The organism is Leisingera coralii (assembly GCF_049056525.1).
Lineage (GTDB): Bacteria > Pseudomonadota > Alphaproteobacteria > Rhodobacterales > Rhodobacteraceae > Leisingera > Leisingera coralii.
The window spans coordinates 15,381-34,608 of record NZ_JBHUPT010000004.1 but is presented as its reverse complement, the minus strand read 5'-3'; the positions used below and the strand labels follow the sequence as shown (position 1 = coordinate 34,608).

Sequence of the window (19,228 nt, the reverse complement as noted above, 5' to 3'; positions counted from 1 at the left end):
CCCTCAGACTTGCAGCACGCTGGAGACCAGCAGCTGGGTATAGGCGTGCTGGGGATCGTCCAGCACCTGATCCGTCAGTCCGGTTTCCACCACGCGGCCATCCTTCATCACCATCAGCCGGTCCGCCAGCAGGCGCACGACGGCCAGGTCGTGCGTCACGATAATGGCGCTCAGCCCCATTTCCCGCACCAGCCCGCGGAGCAGGTCCAACAGGCGCGCCTGCACCGAGACATCAAGCCCCCCGGTCGGCTCATCCATGAACACCAGCCGCGGGCCGGTCACCAGATTGCGGGCAATTTGCAGCCGCTGCTGCATACCCCCGGAGAAGGCCGAGGGGCGGTCGTCGATCCGGGTCTCCGAGATCTCAACCCGGCCCAGCCAGTCGGCGGCACGCTCACGGATCGAACCGTAGTGCCGGTCCCCCACGGCCATCAGCCGCTCGCCGATGTTGCCGCCGGCCGAAACCGACATCCGCAGCCCATCGCGGGCGTGCTGGTGGACGAAAGCCCAATCGGTCCGGCCCAGCATCCGCCGTTCCGGCTCCGGCATGGTTACGGTGTCGAACGGCCCGTCGGCGCGGGTGTCAAAGATCACCTCGCCCCGGTCCGGTGTCAGATGGCCCGCAAGACTGTTCAGCAGGGTCGACTTGCCTGACCCGCTCTCGCCCACGATCCCCATCACCTCGCCGGGGTACAGGTCAAAGCTCACATCGGTGCAGCCGATCCGCGCGCCGTAAAGCTTGGCCACGTCCCTCACTTGTAGCAAAGGGGTCATCACGCTGCCTCCTCCCCCAGGCGGCCGGTGTGGCCTGCCTCGCGCCGCGTGCGGCAATAGTCGGTGTCCGAGCAGACAAACATCCGGCTGCCCGCGTCATCCAGGATCACCTCATCCAGATAGCTGTCCTCCGCCCCGCACAGGTCGCAGGGATGGTCCGCTTTGCTGGCTTCAAACGGGTAATCCTCGAAATCCAGCGACACGACCTGTGTATGGGGCGGCACCGCATAGATCCGCTGCTCGCGGCCGGCACCAAACAGCTGGATCGCCGCCATTTCCATCTTCGGGTTGTCGAACTTCGGGATCGGCGACGGGTCCATGACATAGCGCCCCTCCACCTTCACCGGATAGGCATAGGCGGTGGCAATTGCGCCGTGCTGCGAAATGTCCTCATAAAGTTTCACGTGCATCAGCCCGTATTCCTGTAAGCTATGCATTTTGCGGGTCTCAGTCTCACGCGGCTCCAGAAAGCGCAGCGGCTCCGGGATCGGCACTTGGTAAACCAGGATCTGGTCTTCGGTCAGCTCCGCCTCGGGGATCCGGTGGCGGGTCTGGATGATGCTGGCTTTTGCCGTTTCCTCGGTGGTTGCAACGCCCGCCGTCTTTTCAAAGAACTTGCGGATCGAGACCGCGTTTGTGGTGTCATCGGCGCCCTGATCGATCACTTTAAGAGTGTCATCTGGCGTCAGCGCCGCGGCTGAGACCTGCACGCCGCCGGTGCCCCAGCCATAAGGCATCGGCATCTCCCGGCTGGCAAAGGGCACTTGGTAGCCTGGCACCGCCAGCCCCTTGAGGATCGCCCGGCGGATCATCCGCTTGGTCTGCTCGTCAAGGTATGCAAAGTTGTAGTCAGACATCTTGCCCTCGAATTAGAAAATTGTGACCCAAACCGGATTGGAGCGCAGTATTTTGATGGAAAACATTCTCGGTTATGTCTTGGCCGTTGGACTTGGCGTCCTGATTTGGGCTCTCGTGCGCATTTTTCGCACCTTGCGCGCAGGCGGCTATGACCACGCGATGCGCCGCCCATCTGGACATAATCACACGAGTATTGACCCGGTTGATGCAAGCCTTGCGTCCCATGGCCCTGGCTCTGGCCGTCCTTGGGGCCGAGGCCACGACAGCGGAGGATTCGACGGAGGTGACGCAGGCGGCGGTGGAGGCGACTAAGCTCATTCCGCAGCCTCCTTTGCCGCCAGCGTCTCAGCCAGCTCTGCCGCTTCCCGGCGCAGTTTGCGGACCAGTTCCAGCTCGGACTGGAAGTCGACGTAATGCGGCAGCTTGATGTGCTCCAGGAAACCAGTGGCCTGAATGTTGTCGGCGTGGCTTAGCACAAACTCCTCGTCCTGCGCGGCGGCGCCGACATTGTCCTCGCCCAGCTCCTCCCAGCGCAGCGCCCGGTCGACCAGCGCCATGGCGATGGACTTGCGCTCTGACTGGCCGAAAACCAGCCCGTAGCCGCGGGTGAACTGCGGAGGCACTGTCTTGGAGCCCTTGAACTGGTTCACGGTCTCGCATTCGGTCAGCTCCACCTCGCCGATCTCGATGGCGAAACCCAGCTCCGGGATTTCCATCTCTACCGGCACCGTGCCGATGCGCAATTCGCCAACAAAGGCGTGGTTGCGCGCGTAGCCTCGCTGAGTGGAGTAGGCCATGCCGAGGATAAACCCCTCATCCCCGCGTGTCAGCGACTGCAGCCGCACCGCGCGGCCCGCCGGGAAGGACATCGGCTCCCGGGTCAGATCGCCCGGTACCGCGTCCGAGGCCGGCTCTCGCTCGATTATATCCTCGCCCTGCAGGAATTCGGTGATATGCGGCGTGGCCTCATTGCGCGGCTCCGCGACCGGCGCTTCGGGCACCTCGCCGTCGGCGGCCAGTTTGAAGTCCAGCAGGCGGTGGGTGTAGTCAAACGTCGGCCCCAGCACCTGCCCGCCCGGCGCGTCCTTGAAGGTCGCCGAGATCCGGCGGTCGCAAGCCATGTCCCCGGTCTCTACCGGCTGCGAGTAGCCGAACCGCGGCAGGGTGGTGCGGTAGGCGCGGATGAGGAAGATCGCCTCGATCAGATCGCCGCGTGCCTGCTTGATCGCCAGCGCGGCAAGGTCCGGATCATAGAGCGAGCCTTCGGCCATTACCCGGTTCACCGCCAGGCTCAGCTGCTCGCGAATCTGGGCGAGCGACAGCTCGGGCACATCCTTGTCGCCTCGGCGCTCCTCGGCCAGCCAGGCATGGGCGTTTTCAATGGCGCGCTCGCCGCCTTTGACTGCAACATACATGGGCTCAAGCCTCCGCCGTGATCTGAATCGACCGCGGCAGCGCGGCCACCTGCGCCCCCGCGGTGAAGAAGAAGTCCACGCCCAGCGGGTAGTGAGCCGCATTGTTCTGGAATGCGGCAAGCTCCGGCAGCTGCATCCGGGCGGTGCCCTTGATGCCGGGACCGCTCAGCACCGCATTGGGTGCGCCAAAGCCGGGTGTTTCGACAATCAGCGTGGCCGAGCGGTCGGGGAATTCCGGGGTGCCGATGCGGAAGCGGTTCAGCGGCATCAGCGCGTCCCACCTGCCGAGCGCGAAATCCGCTTGCTCCGCCGGGACAACCGGCGCGCCGGTGTGAAACGCCAGCCAGCCGCGCAAGGCGCCCGTGTCCACGTCCGGCGCCAGGTAGACACCTGTTTCCGGGTCGCAAAGCGTCAGCAGCAGGCTGCCCGCCGCGATCGAGATCCCCTCGGGCGGCGTGGCACCGGTGATCTCCTGGACCCGGCCGGGCCGGGCCATCGCGTTCATCGCGGCGCGGAAAGCATGTGCCGAAGCCACCGGCGGATTGCCGAAGCCGCCCGCATAGACGGCGTTCCGGGTGTCCAGGCTCATCAGTCCTCTCCCCGCACCATGGTGAAAAACTCGACCTTGGTCGCTGCTGCCTTGGCGGCGCGCGCGTCTTTCTGCGCCTGCCGGTCTTCAGCCAGGGGCGCCAGAACCGCTGCCCGCAAGCTCGCCGCCGCACCGGTCTGCATCAGCGCATCGACCTTTGCAGCGATCGTTGCCTTGGCCTTGCTGCGGCCCTGCACGTAGCCGTGGCCGACGGTGCCATCCTCCAGCGACAGCGCACAGCGGGTGACGGTCATCTCACCCAGGTTGAAGGGCGCGCCAGTCCCGCCCATGCGGCCCCGCACCATGACGCCGCCCGCCTCAGGCGCGCGCAAAAATTCGCAGGCCGGATCTGCTCCGCAGGCCTGCCACAGCTCGGTCAGCCGGGCCTCGTCAGCAGAAGCCAGCAGGCTCATCCAGCCCTTCCGGTCCTCTGCAGAAAAAGTGGTGTTCATCTGTCTATGCCTCTTGGCCGGGTTGTCTACATTAACTATACAACTAGACAAATATTACCCGAGTCGCCCTGACCGGCGCAATCCGGGAGTTGTGAAAGTTACGTGACATGGCCCGCACCCCCGTCTGGAAATCCATCGCCATCGCCCTGACCGACGATATTGCGCAGGGCCGGTACGAGACCGGAGGCAAGCTGCCGGCTGAGGCGCAGCTGTCGGCCCGGTTCGGTGTCAACCGCCACACCGTGCGCCGCGCACTGGCGGAGATGGCAGAGCAGGGCCTGGTGTATTCCCGCCGCGGTGCAGGGGTGTTCGTGGCTGCCAAGCCAACCGACTACCCGATCGGCAAGCGGGTGCGGTTCCATCAGAACCTGGCGCGAGAGGGCCGTACTCCGGCCAAGAAGCTGCTGATGCTGGAAACCCGCGCCGCCGGGCTGCGCGAGGCGGAAGCGCTGGGACTGGAGGCAGGCGATCCGGTGCATGTCTACGACGGGCTGTCGCTGGCCGATGGCCAGCCCATCGCCCTGGCCCAGGCGGTGTTTCCCGCCGCGCGGCTGCCGGGGCTGCGCGACGCGCTGGAGGAGGACAGCTCGATCACCAGCGCCCTGAAACGCTGCGGGGTTGAGGATTATACGCGCCTGGAAACCCGCATCGCCGCCAAGCTCGCCACCGCCACACAGGCGCTGCATCTGCAGATCAGCGAAGGGGCGCCCATCCTGCGCACGACGTCAGTCAGCGTGGACACGGATGGCACCCCGATCGAGTTCGGCCGAACCTGGTTTGCAGGCGACCGGGTGACACTGACGGTTGGCGGCGAAATCTGAAGCGGAGTGCTCCCGCCTGCTCAGGTGCAATTGAAATTGCCCCTCACAGTTGGGCATAGCGCCGCGCTGACGCGCGGCGCGGCAGCTCTCCGCCAGAGCCGGGCCAAATGCCACGCCTGCGGCCGTGCGTCAGACCGGTTCCTCGTTGGCGCGGCGGAGGCAGATCATAATTAGCACAGCACTTCGGGGCGCTTATCTCACTGGTTCCCGGGACTGCACCGCGCGCAGCGCGGTGCTGCGCCCAACCATTCAGGGCATCTGTGATGCCCGGAATGGGCGGGAGTGCCTCCGCTGCGTTATTGCTCGGCGTTGAAGACAAACAGCGTCTCGCCGTTGATCTGGTAGCCGTTGATCAGGTCCTTCGCCTTGTCAGAGACCAGCCAGCTCTCCAGCTGCATCGCCGGATCGTTCTTCACGTGGCGGTGCTTTTCCGGGTTCACCGGGATATAGGCGTACTGGTTGAACAGCACCGGATCCCCCGCAAACAGAAGCGCCAGACCGGCCTTGTTGCCGAAGTTCAGCCAGCTTGCACGGTCCGACATGATATAGGCATCCATGCCCGCCGCCGTGTTCAGCGCAGCGCCCATGCCCGCGCCAACCGCCCGGTACCAATCGCCAAACCCCTCGGGCTCAAGCCCCGCAGCCTTCCACAGCGACCGCTCCTTCTTGTGGGTGCCGCTGTCATCGCCGCGGCTGACGAAGGAGGCCTCCGCCGCGGCAATCTTCCGCAACGCCGCGGCTGCGTCCTCGGAACCGGCTACCCCGGCGGCATCGCCCTTGGGGCCGATGAAGACAAAGTCGTTGTACATGATCTCGCGCCGGTGGGTGCCGTTGCCGCCCGCCAGAAACGTCTCCTCGGCGGTCTTGGAATGCACCAGGATCGCGTCCACGTCGCCCGCTTCGCCCAGGCGGATCGCCTGGCCGGTGCCGACCACCAGCAGCTGCAGATCCAGCCCCAGATCCTTCTTGATCTCCGGCAGCAGGATCTCCGCCAGGCCGGAATTGTGGAAGGAGGTGGTCACCGCCATCTTCATCTCTTCCGCCAGCGCGGCGGTGGCAAAGGCCATGGAGGAAATGGCACCAATAATCAGACGTTTCATTCGACAATATCTCCGTTCAGAAATGCACGCCCCTGCGGCGTTTGCGGCCCGGTAAAGAAATTCTCCGCCGGGCTGAATTCGTGGATGCGGCCGCCCAGCACAAAGATCACTTCATCCGCCAGCCGCCGCGCCTGCCCCATGTTGTGTGTGGACATGATGAGCCGTGTGCCGCTCCCGGCGGCATGGGCCAGGATCTCTTCGATCTCGCGGGTGGCGCGCCCGTCCAATGCGGCGCAGGGCTCGTCCAGGAACAGAACCTCCGGCTCCCGTACCAGGGCCCGGGCCAGCGCCAGCTTCTGCCGCTCTCCGCCGGACAGCATGGTGGCCTGGCGCTGCAGGATTCTGCCCAGGCCGACACGGGCCGCCCAGTCCGCCGCCCGCGTGCGCGCCTCGCGGCGGCCCACGCCCGTCAGCCGCAACGGATAGGCGATGTTGTCGATCACTGTGCGGCGCATCATTACCGGGGTTTGAAACACAAACGCCTGCCGCTTCTGCGCCTCTTCCACCGGGCAGGCCCAATCCAGGCTGCCGCCGTTCATCCGAACGATGCCGTGCAGCATCTTCAAAAGCGTGGTCTTGCCTGCCCCGTTGGGGCCAATGACAATCGAGGTGCCCTGCCCGCCCAGCGTCAGGTCAACCGGCCCGACCAGCACCTTGCCCCGGCGGCGCACTTGCGCGCCCTTGGCCACCAGCGGAAACATCTGCATCACCAGCGCCCCTCGCTCTCGGTGCGGCCCAGCCAGTGGATCGCCAGGTTGACCGCAATCGCCAACGCAATCAGCACGAACCCAAGCCCCAGCGCCATGGCGAACTCGCCCTTGCCGGTCTCCAGCGCAATCGCAGTGGTCAGCACCCGGGTGGCATGGTCGATATTGCCGCCCACCACCATGATCGCGCCCACCTCGCCAATCGCGCGGCCAAAGCCCGCCAGCGCCGCAGTCAGCAACGCCCGCCGTCCGTCCCACAACAGCGCCTGGATGCGCTGGAACTGGGTAGCGTTCATCGAGATCAGCAGATCGTGGTAATCGCTCCACAGCTCCCGCAGCGACTGATGCGCGACCGAGGCCACCAATGGCACCACGATGATCACCTGCGCGATGATCATCGCCGTGGGCGTGAACAGCAGGCCAAAGACGCCGAACGGCCCGGCGCGGGACAGGAATACATAGACCACCAGCCCCACCACCACCGGCGGCAGCCCCATCAGTGCGTTCAGCACCGCAATCGTGGCCCGCCGCAGCCGGAAGCGGCGCACCGCGAGAAAGGCCGCCAGCGGCAGCGCGATGGCACAGGCGATGGCCAGCGCGGTCAGCGTCACCCGCAAGGAGCGCAGGGTGATCTCCACCAGATCCGCGTCCAGCGTCACCAGCAGCCAAAAGGCCTGGCACAGTCCTGCCCACAGATCATTCATCGCGTCCGGTCGCTCTCCCAAAGGGCCCCAATTCAGCCCGGTTTAACATGGCTTTGCGCGGCTCCAAATCACAGGACAGGACGCCGGGACAGCCAAAAACGGCACTCCAGCTGGAAATTTATGCCATTGATCCCCATCTCTGAAATACCAGCGTCCCTAAGATGCCGCCTGTTAGCGCCAAATCACCGCATTTGGGTGCAAAACACCTCACGCGCGCTTGCGTGCGCGTTTTGAACGTGAAACAACCCCCGCCCAAAGTGTCACCCCGGACGCAACCTTGAGGAAACGCCATGTTCGACCTGCAATCCATGCGGGATCAGCTCGCCGCCCACTATGATCTGGCCCCCAACCCGGCCCTGGCCGAACAGATGGCGGATATCTACGCCCGTATGGACCGCGTGGTGAATCCCATCGAATGGGCCACCCATGCGCCTTATGTTGCGGCCATCCTGGAGCTGAAAAAGCAGCGCAACGCGGTGATTCTGGCGCATAACTACATGACGCCCGAAATCTATCACGGCATCTCGGACTTTGTCGGCGACAGCCTGCAGCTGGCGATCGAGGCCACCCGGGTCGAGGCCGACGTGATCGTCCAGTGCGGCGTGCATTTCATGGCCGAAACCTCCAAGATCCTGAGCCCGGAGAAGACCGTTCTGATCCCCGACATGGAGGCCGGCTGCTCGCTGGCCGAAAGCATCACCGCCGAAGGCGTCGCGGAAATGCGCCGCCGCTACCCGGGCGCGCCGGTGGTCACCTATGTGAACACCACCGCCGAGGTGAAAGCCGCGTCGGACATCTGCTGCACCTCCTCCAACGCCGCGCAGATCGTTGCGGCAATGGAAGAAGACACAATCATCATGACGCCGGACCAGTATCTGGCCCAGAACATCGCCCAGCAGGTTCCGGAAAAGAACATCGTCTGGTGGGAGGGCTCCTGCATCGTGCATGAGCAGTACACCGCCAAGGACCTGCGCGACTTCCGCGAGTGGAACCCGGGCACCCGGCTGATCGCCCACCCCGAATGCCCGCCCGACGTGGTGGCCGAGGCGGACTTCTCCGGCTCGACCAGCGGGATCGTCAAATACGTGACCGACGAAAAACCGGAAAAGGCGCTGCTGATCACTGAATGCTCGATGGCTTCGAACATTGCCGATCAGCTGCCTGAGGTGGAATTTGTCGGCCCCTGCAACATGTGTCCCTACATGAAGAAGATCACGCTGGAGAAAGTCCTGTGGTCGCTGCACACCATGACCGAGCCGGTCGAGGTGGATCCCGAAGTGGCCGAAAAGGCCCGCGTGGCGGTGCAGCGGATGATCGACCTCAGCCAAAAACTGGGCATCTGATCCGTGATCGAAACCGGCCGTATCGTCATTGCCGGCGCAGGTCTGGGCGCGCTTTACGCCGCGCTTGAGCTGGCACCCCGGCCGGTTCTGGTGATCTCCCCCGAATCCTTGGGCGAAGGCGCAAGCTCCGCCTGGGCCCAGGGCGGCGTGGCTGCCGCCATGGCCAATCATGACACGCCTGAGGCCCACGCCGCCGATACCCTGCAGGCAGGGGCCGGCACAGTCGACCCCGAAGTCGCCGCCATGGTCACGAAGGTGGCGCGCGAGCACATCATCGACCTCACCGAGCTCGGCACCCCCTTCGACCGCGACGCGGACGGCAACTACGTGATGAGCCGCGAGGCCGCCCATTCCGCCGCCCGCGTGGTCCGGGTGAAGGGTGATCAGGCGGGTGACCAGATCATGCGGACGCTGATTGCCGCCGTCCGCGCGGCACCGTCCGTGCAGGTGCTGGAAAACACCCAGGCCGTGCGGCTGGAGACCGAGGGCAGCACCGTCACCGGCATCTGGATCACCCGCGCAGATGCGCCCTCTGCCCCGGTGCTGATCAAGGCGCCCGGCGTGCTGCTGGCGGGCGGCGGCTCCGGCGGGCTTTATGCCCACACCACCAACCCGCCCCGCATCCGCGGCCAGGTGATCGGTTTTGCCGCCCGCGCCGGCGCCCGCATCGCCGACCCGGAATTTGTACAATTCCACCCCACCGCCTTTGACATCGGCGAAGACCCGGCGCCGCTCGCCACCGAAGCCCTGCGCGGCGAAGGCGCGGTGCTGATCAATGCGGACGGCGAGCGCTTCATGCTGGCTGAGCATCCTGACGCCGAACTTGCCCCCCGCGACATTGTCGCCCGCGCCATCTTTGCCGAAACGCAAGCCGGCCGCCGCCCGATGCTCGACACACGTGAAGCTTTGGGATCGGAGGTGCTGACCCGCTTCCCAACCGTAGCCGAAACCTGCGCCCGCGCGGGCATCGACCCGGTGCAGGAGCCGATCCCCGTTGCCGTCGCCGCCCACTACCACATGGGCGGGGTCGATGCGGACATGAAAGGCCGCACCAGCCTGGCAAACCTCTGGGTCTGCGGCGAGGCGTCCTCGACCGGGCTGCACGGCGCCAACCGGCTCGCCTCCAACGGCCTGCTGGAGGCGCTGGTCTATGCCCGCAATGCCGCGCAGGACATGGCGTCCTTGGACACCCCAACAGACGCAGAAGAGGTCCGCCCCAGCTTCCCGGAAGGCGGGCAGGACCTGGATCCGGCCGCGCTGAAAGCCTTGCGCGAAACCATGACCGCCCACGCCGGGGTGCGCCGTACCGGCACCGGCCTGAAACAGGCGCTCGCCGCCATTGCCCGGCTTGAAGCCGAACAGGCGGCGGACGAAAACTTCACCAACATGTGCGCAACCGCCACGCTGATCGCCGCTGCCGCGCTCCAGCGCGAGGAAAGCCGCGGCGGTCACTTCCGCGACGACTTCCCCGAGGCCGACCCTGCGCAGGCCCATCGCACCCGCATCACCCTGGACGAGGCGCTGGCCATCCGCGCCAAGGTTCAAAAGGAACTGACATGAGCACCCAATTCGCCACCCTGCCCGACCTGATCCTGGAACCGATGGTGCGTGCCGCCCTGATGGAGGACCTGGGCCAGAACGGCGACATCACCACCCGCGCGGTGATCCCGGCCTCCGCCACCTACTCCGCCCGGCTGAACGCCCGCGAGGACGGTGTGGTCTCCGGCATGCAGATCGCCCGTATCGCCTTTCACCTGGTGGATGCCGGGCTGAAGGTGGAAACCCTGCTCCCCGACGGCTCGCCTTGCAAAAAAGGCGACACGCTGATGACCATCGAAGGCTCTGCCGCCTCGATCCTGTCGGGCGAGCGCGTCGCGCTGAATTTTGCAGGCCGCCTGACCGGCATCGCCACGCTGACCGCGGCCTTTGCGGCAGAAACCAGGGGCACCGCGACCCGCATCACCTGCACCCGCAAAACCACTCCGGGCCTGCGCATTGCCGAGAAACAGGCGGTGCTGCACGGCGGCGGCTACAACCACCGGTTCGGCCTGTCGGACGCAATCCTGATCAAGGACAACCACATCGCGGCTGCCGGCGGGGTGAAAGCAGTGCTGGAAGCCGCCAAGGCCAGCGTCAGCCACATGATGAAAGTGGAAATCGAGGTCGACACCCTCGGCCAATTGGCCGAGGTCATCGCCACCGGCGGCGCCGATGTAGTGCTGCTCGACAACATGGATACGCCCACGCTGGCCAAGGCAGTCGAGATGGCCAAGGGCCGTGTCGTGACCGAAGCTTCCGGCAACATGCGGCTGGAGCGCATTGCCGAGGTGGCAGCGACCGGGGTCGACTACATCTCCTCCGGTGCGCTCACCCATTCGGCGCGCACCCTGGATCTGGGCCTCGATTTCTGATTTTGCCCGGGCAGGCAAGCCGCAGGCGGCAGGTCCCCGCCTGCCAGCCCTGATTTGCCTGGACTAGTCCGTCTGACGCAGCCGGCGAGCCGCCTCCAGCTTGCCCTCCCGCAGCGCCTCGGGAGACAGCATCAGCACTGAACCGCCTGCTACCTGACGCACCTCGAACCCTCTTCCGCCCTGCAAGCCGCCGCGCAACTCGTCCGGCAGCGCTGCGCAATCCTCGGGGCGGCTCTCGCACATCACGATGTCCCGCCCGGTCAAATGATGCAGGCGGAACGCAACCGACTGGTCGTTTTGCAGATCCGATTTCCTGGCGGCCTCCAAAGACAGATAGGTGCCGGTGACATAGACCGGGCCCTGGCCCTCTTCCAGCTCCACTGCCATTGCCCGGCTTACCCTGTGCCATTCAGACAGGAACCGCTGGGTCAGCCCGCCGAAGATCACGTAGACCGCTGTCACCGTAAACAGCAGGTTCCGGCTCAGCCGCGCGCGCCCGCCGTCGCGCAATGCGGTCACGAACAGCCCGACGAACACGGCTCCGAAGATCCACAGGAACCCGCCGGACCGCACCGGCATATCAATGCCGCTGCGGATCACCTGCAGGCAGATCAGCGCCAGCCCCAGGACGGACCCGGACAGCAGGTAAAGCGCCCGCCATTTGTCCTGCCGCAGCACAACCCAAACGGCGCAGGCCAGCAGCCCCGCCTGCAGCAGCGCCAGGACCTCGTTGTTGTAGGATCCCTTCTGCGCCAGGCCGATCAGGAATAGCCAGGCCAGTTTCGAGTTCTCCAGCGCAGAGGCCAGATCCTGTGCCGGGCTGGGGTTGCGCCATTCCGCCATCGGCACGCCGAACACCCCATGCACAGCATAGTTCAGCGAATAGATCGCCAGCATGCCCAGCGCGAAACTGGCGATGAACAGCGCCAGCAGGCCCGTCAGGTCCCTGGCCGAACGTGCAACACCGGCGCGGGTCAGGCTCAGCCCCAGAATCAGGAACGGATAGGTGGTGTAGGCCATCAGCGAGGCCGGCACAAAGGCCAGCATCAGCCAGCGGCAGGCCCGCTCGTTCAGCCTCGTGGCCAGCCAGGCATAAAGCGCCACGATGGCCAGCCCCGGGATCAGCGTGTTGAACCACATTGAGATCAGTACCCAGGGAAAGCCGAGTCCGGCGAACAGCGCCACCATCACGCGCTGCCAAATCTCCGCCTCGCGGCCAAAGGCGTTGTGCACCAGGCAGCCGAGGTAGACCGCCCACAACAGCTGATAGGCCAGGAAATTCAGCCAGGCCGGAGTCACGAAACCGCGCAGATGCCACAGGTAATTGACCCAGCGCCCCTCGGTCAGGGTCTTCGAGTAGAACAGCGATGGATCCGCCAGCAGCGCCGGGTAGTCATCGTGCCGGATCATCGGGTCCGGCAGCTGGAACAGCGCCGCCAGCAGCAGCATCGCAAAGACCGCAGCCACCGTGACCGGCAGCTGCGGCAGGGCGCGCCGCTGCGCAAGGCTGCTGCCGGCGGAGGCCAGTGTCATCCCGCAGCCTCCTGCAGGCGGCGGGCGCGGCGGGCCAGCACCGCGGCACGGCCCTGGGCGATCCTGGTCACCATCGGCTGCGGCATCAGCGAAACAATGCCGCGCCGCATCCGCCAGCCCAGGCTGCCCGCCAGCGGCACCTTCTGCCCGGCGGGGATTTCCGTTGCCTGCACCTCCTGCGGCAGCCCTTCCCGGCCCGCGGCATTGGCATAAAGCACGGTGTTGTAGCGGTACCAGGGCTCGACACCCTGCATGTGCTTCAGACGGGGGCGGGCAAAGTCAAAGGCGGTGAAACCGCGCGCCGCGAACATCTCCTGCCAGAAGGACAGCGGCTTTTCGTTGATATGGAACTCGCCCCCCTGCCCCGGCACCGCAGCCGAGAACAGCACCCTGTCGGCATGGCGGGCCAGGCTGTCGACCAGCTTCTCCGAGGCCGCCTCGGGCAGGTGCTCACCCACCTCCAGGCTTTGCGCCAGATCGAACTTGCGGCCCAGGTCAAAGGGTTTGGTCAGGTCGGCGGCATGGAATTGCTGGCGCGGGATCGCCAGACGGTCGCGGTCGACATAATCACCGTCAACGCCGGCCACATCGGTCACACCCGCGTTAATCCATTCGCTCAGCCACACCCCGCGGCCGCTGCCCAGGTCCAGCACGCTGGCGGCCTGCAGTTGCGGCTGCACCACCGAAATCATCGCCTGTGCCGAGGAGCGCGCGCCCTGGTCGATATAGTCGTAAAACTCGTTGGAATAGATGTGGGACATGATTGCTCCGATCGTTCCTCAGCCAGCCGCGGCATACACCCAGAGGCGGAAAATGACGAAATTCTGAACCGGCAGGATCACCGTGACGGCAGCGGCGGACAGCCAGTCCGCCCAGCCCAGAGCCGGGCCGATCACGCCGGTGATCAGCGCCGAGACGGCAAAACCCGCGGCAATGGTGCAGGCAAACCGCGCCATCTGGTCCGGCAGAGCCAGCGGGCGGCGGAAGGTCCACCAGGTTTGCAGCACGTATTGCACCGCAACCGCAGCGGCAAAGGCCAGCGCATTGGCCGGCGCCTGCGCCAAACCGGCCGCCAGCAGCGCGGTATAGCCCAGCACATACAGCCCCGCGACCGTGGCGCCCACGATGGAAAAGCGCAGGATCTGCCCTGCGTCCCCCATGGTCACGACGCTTCCTTGCGCAGCGGCGCGGGCTCGATCTTCACCGGCTCCGCAGGTGCGCCTTTGCCGGTTTCCTCCGACAGGAAATACATTGGCCGCTGCTTGCTCTCCATATAAAGCCGCCCGATGTACTCCCCCATGATCCCCAGCGTCAGCAGCTGAATCCCCGAGAAGAAGGAAATCGCCAGCAGCATCGACGCCCAGCCCGGCGCGGTCTGGTACAGGATCAGCGACAGGAACACATAGACCGCCATCAGGAAGGTCACGTAGAGGCTCAGGAACGCCAGCCGCGTCGCCATCTTCAGCGGTTTGGTGGAAAACCCGGTCAGCGCATCCGTGGCAAAGCGCAGCATCGCCCGGAACGGGTACTTGGTGACGCCGGCGACCCGCGCATCACGCACATACTCCAGCCCGATCTGCTTGAACCCCGCCCAGGCGAACATGCCGCGGATGAACCGCGCGCGTTCCGGCATCGCCAGCACCGCATCCAGCGACCGGCGGCTGACCAGGCGGAAATCGCCGGTATCCTTGGGGATGTCCACATCCGACAGCGTGTTCAGGAAGCGGTAGAACAGATAGGCAGTGGCCTTCTTGAACAGGGTCTCCCCCTGCCGTTCAGCCCGGCGCCCGTAGACCACGTCATAGCCGCGGTCCATCATCATCATCATGTCGGGCAGGATCTCCGGCGGGTCCTGCAGGTCGGCGTCCAGCATGAAGATGCGGTCGCCCCGCGCCGCTTCCAGACCCGCGGTCAGCGCCACCTGGTGGCCGCGGTTGGCCGACAGCCGTATCCCCCGCACCACCGGGTGCCTGGCATGGGCCGCCTCGATCGCCGCCCAGGTGCCGTCGCTGGAGCCGTCATCCGCCAGGATGATCTCGGCGTCCTGCGCCCATGGTTCAATGGCCTGCACCAGCCGCTCCACCAGCAGGGGGACCGACTCTTCTTCATTGTAGCAGGGCACCACTACGGAAAGCTGCACTTTCTCGCCCTCAAATCTGTTTGTTAACCGCTCGTTAACCACGATACTGGCCGATCCGGCGCAGGAAGGGCAACGGCAGCCCGATGAGAGCTGAATTTGCAATCAAATGGTTAAGGGCCTGTGTGCTTTGAGTAACGCACTGTGGCAAAACCAAGGCAAATGCGGACGAATTGCCGAAAATCCGCCCGCATCCCGCCCCGGTCTACAGCACGCCGCGGGGAATCGTTTCCTGCCACTCCTTGGTCAGGACAACCTCCCTGCCTGCACCTTCATAGGCGGTTACCTTGCGCCAAAGATAGAAGTTCTCCCGGTCGCAGGTCACCTTGTTCTTGGTATCGATCGCAACCTGCCAGCCGCCGCGCTCGAACTCGAAGGTCCAGTCGCTGGCAAAACCCGCTGTGGCGGGATCCTCCGGATGCACCTCGTAGTGCATGGTCACATGGCTGCCCACGCACATGCCGTGATAGGGATCCACCGCCTTGCCGTAATCGTCAAAGGTATCCAGCACCAGCGCGCCGTCCTCCCGCGTCCAGGTCCTGGAGGTGCCGCTGGCCTCCCGCAGCCGCTCCGCCTGCAGCACGGGGTAATCGCGCGGCGCGCCGGGATTCTGCGGATTGATTTCCTGCTCCACGTTGCGCTCCGGCAGCACCAGAGCGCAGTCCTCCAGATGCAGCGTCACTTCCGCGGTCTCCGGCGCAGGCCAGACGATGGGCCAGTATGACGCCGACAGCGCCAGCCGCAGCACATGCCCCGGTCTCAGGCGGTGCGCGCATTCGTTCAGCTCGATCTCCGCCTCATAGCGCTGCCCCGGCACCAGCTTTGCCGGCGCTTCAAACCCGTTGCGGCAGGTGAGGTTCAAGGGGCGGAAAGTGATCCGCTGCGACACCCCTTCGGGTGAGACATCGCACAGCCGCGCCACCAGCTGCGCCACCGGCTTGTCGACGCTGAACGCGACCTTCACCCGCGGCCGCCCCAGCAGTTCCAGCGGCTCCGCCAGCGGCGTGGTGTCGAAACAGGCCGACAGCGCATCATCAACCGCCTGGTCCCCCGCCAGCTCATTGTCAAACCGCATCCCCGGGCAGAAATAGCCGGAAGCCTGCCCCACCGTGGCGGGATTGCTGACAGCTGCAGTCCCTTGCCCGGGCGTTTCCGCCAGCACGCCCTGCCCCAGATGCATCACCCGGTCCCGCACATTTGGCGAAGGCCATTGCGCCTCCGCCACCCAGCGGCCCTGGCGCGGTTTGTTCTGCATGGTGGGGTTGAAGTGTTCCTGCATGAAGACACGGTAGTCCGGCAGGTCTTCGGCGCCGGTCTCCCCGCCCTTCAGCCACTTGCCGAACCAGCGCAGCACCTCTCCGTGGAAATCCGCCGGATCCAGCTTGGCGATATGGGCATAACGGTGCTCCCAAGGTCCGATCAGCGCCTTGGCGGGCACGGTCAGATTGGCCGCCAGCGCGGGCGGTGCATTCACATAGGCGTCCGCCCAGCCGGTAGTCGCCAGCACCGGCGCCTGGATCGCGGACCAATCCTCGCAGACCGAGCCGTGCTTCCAGAAATCCCCCCGGGTCTGGCGCCGCAGCCACTCGGCAGCCATGAAGGGCATCCCCTCGATCCGCTTGATCCAGTCCTCGCGCCAGTCCGCCCGGTGCTCCGGATCCGCGGGGCGCGACTGATAGGCAAACATCTGGCTGCCCCAGTTGGCGTTGTCGCTCAGCAGGCAGCCGCCCATGTAGTGAATATCGTCAGCATAGCGGTCCACGGTCGAGGCCACCGACACCACTGCTTTCAAAGCCTCCGGACGGCGAAACGCCAGCTGCAACCCGTTGAACCCGCCCCAGCTGATGCCGATCATGCCGATATTGCCGTCGCACCATTGCTGCGCGGCAATCCAGGCCAGCACCGCCTCGCCGTCACTCAGCTCCTGTTCGGAGTACTCATCGTCAAACACCCCTTCGCTGTCACCGGTGCCCGCAATGTCCACCCGGATGCAGGCGTATCCTTCAGCGGCAAAAACCGGATGCGTGGTCTCATCCCGGGGCGCGGTGCCATCGCGCTTGCGGTAGGGCAGATATTCCAGAATGGCGGGAAACGGCCCCTCCCCCTCCGGCATCCACATCCGCGCCGACAGCCTGCGGCCGTCCGGCAGAGCGATCCAGGTGTTCTCAATGATGCTGTAAGCGCCAGCCATGCTCATGTCCTTTGTCTGGTCCGGGCAAAGCCCCTTGGCGGCACTCTCGCCAAACCAGCGCCATCTGGAAAGTGAGCACTTGTGCGCAGGAGTAAGCGATTGTACGCAGTCTGGCAGCTCCCTTGAGAAAGCCAGCGCCGATGACAGCAGATTTCTCCCGCAACCTGCGCAGGCTGTGCGCCGATACCGGCAGCATCGCCCAGGTCTGCCGCGAGATCGGCATCAACCGTCAGCAGTTCAACCGCTATCTCAACGGCCACGGGCTGCCCTCGGCCCATAACCTGTACCGTATCGCCCGCTATTTCGGACTGGAGGAGGAGGCGCTGTTTGCCCCGCATCAGAACTTCCGCCAGCAGCGGGGCGCGGCCGCCGCTGTCTCGGCCCCGGCGCTGCACTTCAGCAGCCTGTTCCGCGATCAGGCCCGGCATCTGCGCCGGTTCATGGGGGTCTACCACGGCTATTTCCGCACCCCGACCTGGCCCGGCCAGATCGTGCGCTCGCTGATTTGGCTGCGGCCCCAAGACGGCTGCGCCGTCACCCACACGTTTGAGCGTGCCACCGCCCGCGACGGCAGCATCCGCCAGCGCAGCCGCTATGCCGGCCTGGCCACTTTCCGCAACAACCGCATCTGCATGTATGAATCACCCCGCCGAGGCGGCGGCTATTTGTCGGAAACCGTGCTGATGCCCGCCCATGCGCAGCAGGTGTCTTATCTGCAGGGGCTGACACTGGGGATCTCCGCAGGTCCCGGCCAGGCGCCCTTTTCCACCCCCACCGTCTGGGTCAGGATCAGCGAAAAGACCTCCGCCCGCGAGGCCCTGGCCGCCACCGGCGCCTACCCGGAGGCAAGCCCTCGCATCGAACCGAAAGTGCGCCGCCTGCTGGGACAGCAGCCGCCGCTGAGCGTGGATCTGAGCACTTAGGGCAGATGCACGCCAGGCTGCGCGCCAGGCTGCGCCTTACATCGGCAGCTTCGGCGCCGATTTCTCCAGCGCCAGCTCCGCGTCCGAGAATTTCCACGGCCCCCGCACTCCCGGCACCCCTTCCGGCGCGATCTGCATCCCGCGGTGCTTGATCTGCGGATCTTCGAAGGCCTGGCCAATGGTGTTGATCGGACCGGCCGGCACTGTCGCCGCTTCCAGCGCCGCCAGCAGGTCCGCTTGCGTCCACTCCGCCAGCATCTCCTCCAGGATCGCCGTCAGCGCCTTGCGGTTGGCGACCCGCAGCTGGTTGGTCTGGAAGCGGTCGTCCGCCTTGGCCTCCGCCAGCCCCAGCACATCGCACAGCCGCTGGAACTGCCCGTCGTTGCCCACCGCCAGGATCACGTGGCCATCCTTCACCGCCATCACCTGGTAGGGTGCGATGTTCGGGTGGTCGTTGCCCAGCCGCGTGGGGCTGTCGCCGGTCGCCAGATAGTTCATCGCCTGGTTCGCCAGCAGGGCCGTTGCGCAATCCAGCAGCGACATGTCCAGATGCTGGCCGCGTCCCGTCCGGTGGCGCTGCTCTACCGCCGCCAGAATGCCGATCGTGCCGTAAAGCCCGGTGACAATATCGGTAATCGCCACACCGACCTTCTGCGGCTGGCCGTCCTGCGCGCCGGTGATCGACATCAGCCCGGACATGCCCTGCAGCAGGAAGTCATACCCCGCCCGCTTGGCATAAGGCCCGTCCTGGCCAAAGCCGGTCACGGAGCAGTAGATCAGCCGCGGATTGACTTGGCTGAGGCTTTCATAGTCCAGCCCGTATTTCTTCAGTCCGCCGACCTTGAAGTTCTCGATCAGGATGTCGGCGTCCTTGATTAACTCGATTACCGCCTGCTTGCCTTCCTCGGTGCGGAAGTCGGCGGTCACACAGCCCTTGCCGCGGTTGGCCGCATAGTAATAGGCGGCCGTCCGGTCGCCATCGCGCTCGATGAACGGCGGCCCCCATTTGCGGGTATCGTCACCGTCCGGGCTTTCCACCTTCACCACATCGGCGCCCAGATCCGCCAGCGACTGGCCGATCCAGGGCCCGGCAAGAATGCGGGCAAGTTCAACCACCTTGAGGCCTGCAAGCGGGGTCATGGGCACTCCTCCCTATTGGTGCCGTCGTCTTCGCTAGCATGCTTAGCGGCTGCACCGCTATCCTGCAATGTTTGATCAAATCCCAGTCCGGCGAAAGCGCCCCGCAGACTGGACGCCGGAATTCGGCGCG

The 19,228-nt window shown here is 65.5% G+C and carries 20 protein-coding genes; 5 read left to right on the top strand and 15 right to left on the bottom strand.

The features are described 5' to 3' along the window. Nucleotides 1–3 precede the first annotated feature (3 nt). Genes phnK through phnG form a run of 6 tightly spaced genes read right to left on the bottom strand, consistent with a single transcriptional unit; the run spans nt 4 to nt 4,088 of the window. The gene (gene phnK / locus ACFMBG_RS02310) at nt 4–774 is read right to left on the bottom strand and encodes a phosphonate C-P lyase system protein PhnK (RefSeq protein ID WP_421053117.1); all 771 of its coding nucleotides are present in this window, start codon (nt 772–774) and stop codon (nt 4–6) included. Further along, the gene (locus ACFMBG_RS02305) at nt 774–1,631 is read right to left on the bottom strand and encodes an alpha-D-ribose 1-methylphosphonate 5-phosphate C-P-lyase PhnJ (protein WP_421053116.1); all 858 of its coding nucleotides are present in this window, start codon (nt 1,629–1,631) and stop codon (nt 774–776) included. The genes phnK and ACFMBG_RS02305 overlap by 1 nt, the downstream gene beginning before the upstream one ends. Continuing rightward, complete coding sequence (locus tag ACFMBG_RS02300) at nt 1,624–1,950, bottom strand: hypothetical protein (protein ID WP_421053115.1); 327 nt, start codon at nt 1,948–1,950, stop codon at nt 1,624–1,626. The genes ACFMBG_RS02305 and ACFMBG_RS02300 overlap by 8 nt, the downstream gene beginning before the upstream one ends. After that, nucleotides 1,947–3,047 carry a carbon-phosphorus lyase complex subunit gene (locus ACFMBG_RS02295; RefSeq protein ID WP_421053114.1) on the bottom strand — a complete coding sequence of 367 codons (1,101 nt, stop codon included), beginning with the start codon at nt 3,045–3,047 and terminating at the stop codon, nt 1,947–1,949. The genes ACFMBG_RS02300 and ACFMBG_RS02295 overlap by 4 nt, the downstream gene beginning before the upstream one ends. A 4-nt stretch (nt 3,048–3,051) precedes the next feature. Next, nucleotides 3,052–3,636, bottom strand: a complete 585-nt coding sequence (gene phnH, locus ACFMBG_RS02290; RefSeq protein ID WP_421053113.1) for a phosphonate C-P lyase system protein PhnH — start codon at nt 3,634–3,636, stop codon at nt 3,052–3,054. After that, nucleotides 3,636–4,088, bottom strand: coding sequence for a phosphonate C-P lyase system protein PhnG (gene phnG / locus ACFMBG_RS02285; RefSeq protein WP_421053112.1), 453 nt, complete (start codon nt 4,086–4,088; stop codon nt 3,636–3,638). Before phnG ends, phnH begins: the two co-directional genes overlap by 1 nt. Nucleotides 4,089–4,195: 107 nt before the next feature. Here phnG and phnF point away from each other — a divergent pair, with 107 nt between their 5' ends. Beyond that, on the top strand, nt 4,196–4,909 hold the full coding sequence (gene phnF, locus ACFMBG_RS02280; RefSeq protein WP_421053111.1) for a phosphonate metabolism transcriptional regulator PhnF: 714 nt from the start codon (nt 4,196–4,198) through the stop codon (nt 4,907–4,909). Nucleotides 4,910–5,205: 296 nt separating this feature from the next. Here phnF and ACFMBG_RS02275 read toward each other — a convergent pair whose 3' ends face one another. The 3 genes from ACFMBG_RS02275 to ACFMBG_RS02265 are packed head-to-tail and all read right to left on the bottom strand — an operon-like array spanning nt 5,206 to nt 7,420. Continuing rightward, nucleotides 5,206–6,009, bottom strand: a complete 804-nt coding sequence (locus tag ACFMBG_RS02275) for an ABC transporter substrate-binding protein (protein ID WP_421053110.1) — start codon at nt 6,007–6,009, stop codon at nt 5,206–5,208. After that, entirely contained in the window at nt 6,006–6,716 is a 711-nt protein-coding gene (locus ACFMBG_RS02270) for an ATP-binding cassette domain-containing protein (RefSeq protein WP_421053109.1), read from the bottom strand. The genes ACFMBG_RS02275 and ACFMBG_RS02270 overlap by 4 nt, the downstream gene beginning before the upstream one ends. Continuing rightward, on the bottom strand, nt 6,716–7,420 hold the full coding sequence (locus ACFMBG_RS02265) for an ABC transporter permease (protein WP_421053108.1): 705 nt from the start codon (nt 7,418–7,420) through the stop codon (nt 6,716–6,718). The genes ACFMBG_RS02270 and ACFMBG_RS02265 overlap by 1 nt, the downstream gene beginning before the upstream one ends. A gap of 290 nt (nt 7,421–7,710) precedes the next feature. Between ACFMBG_RS02265 and nadA the strand changes: the two genes are divergently transcribed. Genes nadA through nadC form a run of 3 tightly spaced genes read left to right on the top strand, consistent with a single transcriptional unit; the run spans nt 7,711 to nt 11,174 of the window. Next, on the top strand, nt 7,711–8,763 hold the full coding sequence (gene nadA, locus ACFMBG_RS02260) for a quinolinate synthase NadA (protein ID WP_421053107.1): 1,053 nt from the start codon (nt 7,711–7,713) through the stop codon (nt 8,761–8,763). 3 nt (nt 8,764–8,766) lie between these two features. After that, nucleotides 8,767–10,323 carry an L-aspartate oxidase gene (locus tag ACFMBG_RS02255; RefSeq protein WP_421053106.1) on the top strand — a complete coding sequence of 519 codons (1,557 nt, stop codon included), beginning with the start codon at nt 8,767–8,769 and terminating at the stop codon, nt 10,321–10,323. After that, nucleotides 10,320–11,174 (top strand): carboxylating nicotinate-nucleotide diphosphorylase, encoded by an 855-nt coding sequence (gene nadC / locus ACFMBG_RS02250; RefSeq protein WP_421053105.1) that lies wholly within the window; start codon nt 10,320–10,322, stop codon nt 11,172–11,174. The genes ACFMBG_RS02255 and nadC overlap by 4 nt, the downstream gene beginning before the upstream one ends. A 63-nt stretch (nt 11,175–11,237) precedes the next feature. Here nadC and ACFMBG_RS02245 read toward each other — a convergent pair whose 3' ends face one another. The 5 genes from ACFMBG_RS02245 to ACFMBG_RS02225 form a co-directional block, all read right to left on the bottom strand. Next, complete coding sequence (locus tag ACFMBG_RS02245; protein ID WP_421053104.1) at nt 11,238–12,707, bottom strand: hypothetical protein; 1,470 nt, start codon at nt 12,705–12,707, stop codon at nt 11,238–11,240. Further along, nucleotides 12,704–13,468, bottom strand: a complete 765-nt coding sequence (locus ACFMBG_RS02240; RefSeq protein WP_421053103.1) for a class I SAM-dependent methyltransferase — start codon at nt 13,466–13,468, stop codon at nt 12,704–12,706. Before ACFMBG_RS02240 ends, ACFMBG_RS02245 begins: the two co-directional genes overlap by 4 nt. A gap of 18 nt (nt 13,469–13,486) precedes the next feature. Continuing rightward, nucleotides 13,487–13,867 carry a GtrA family protein gene (locus ACFMBG_RS02235; RefSeq protein WP_421053157.1) on the bottom strand — a complete coding sequence of 127 codons (381 nt, stop codon included), beginning with the start codon at nt 13,865–13,867 and terminating at the stop codon, nt 13,487–13,489. Nucleotides 13,868–13,869: 2 nt separating this feature from the next. Further along, complete coding sequence (locus ACFMBG_RS02230; RefSeq protein WP_421053102.1) at nt 13,870–14,847, bottom strand: glycosyltransferase family 2 protein; 978 nt, start codon at nt 14,845–14,847, stop codon at nt 13,870–13,872. A gap of 202 nt (nt 14,848–15,049) precedes the next feature. Next, nucleotides 15,050–17,035: a CocE/NonD family hydrolase gene (locus ACFMBG_RS02225; RefSeq protein WP_421053101.1), complete on the bottom strand. Its 1,986-nt coding sequence runs from the start codon at nt 17,033–17,035 to the stop codon at nt 15,050–15,052. Nucleotides 17,036–17,175: 140 nt separating this feature from the next. Between ACFMBG_RS02225 and ACFMBG_RS02220 the strand changes: the two genes are divergently transcribed. After that, the gene (locus ACFMBG_RS02220; protein WP_421053100.1) at nt 17,176–17,958 is read left to right on the top strand and encodes a helix-turn-helix transcriptional regulator; all 783 of its coding nucleotides are present in this window, start codon (nt 17,176–17,178) and stop codon (nt 17,956–17,958) included. 36 nt (nt 17,959–17,994) lie between these two features. Here the strand turns inward: ACFMBG_RS02220 and ACFMBG_RS02215 are convergent, their stop codons facing one another. Continuing rightward, entirely contained in the window at nt 17,995–19,098 is a 1,104-nt protein-coding gene (locus tag ACFMBG_RS02215) for a CaiB/BaiF CoA transferase family protein (protein ID WP_421053099.1), read from the bottom strand. Between the last annotated feature and the right edge of the window lie 130 nt (nt 19,099–19,228).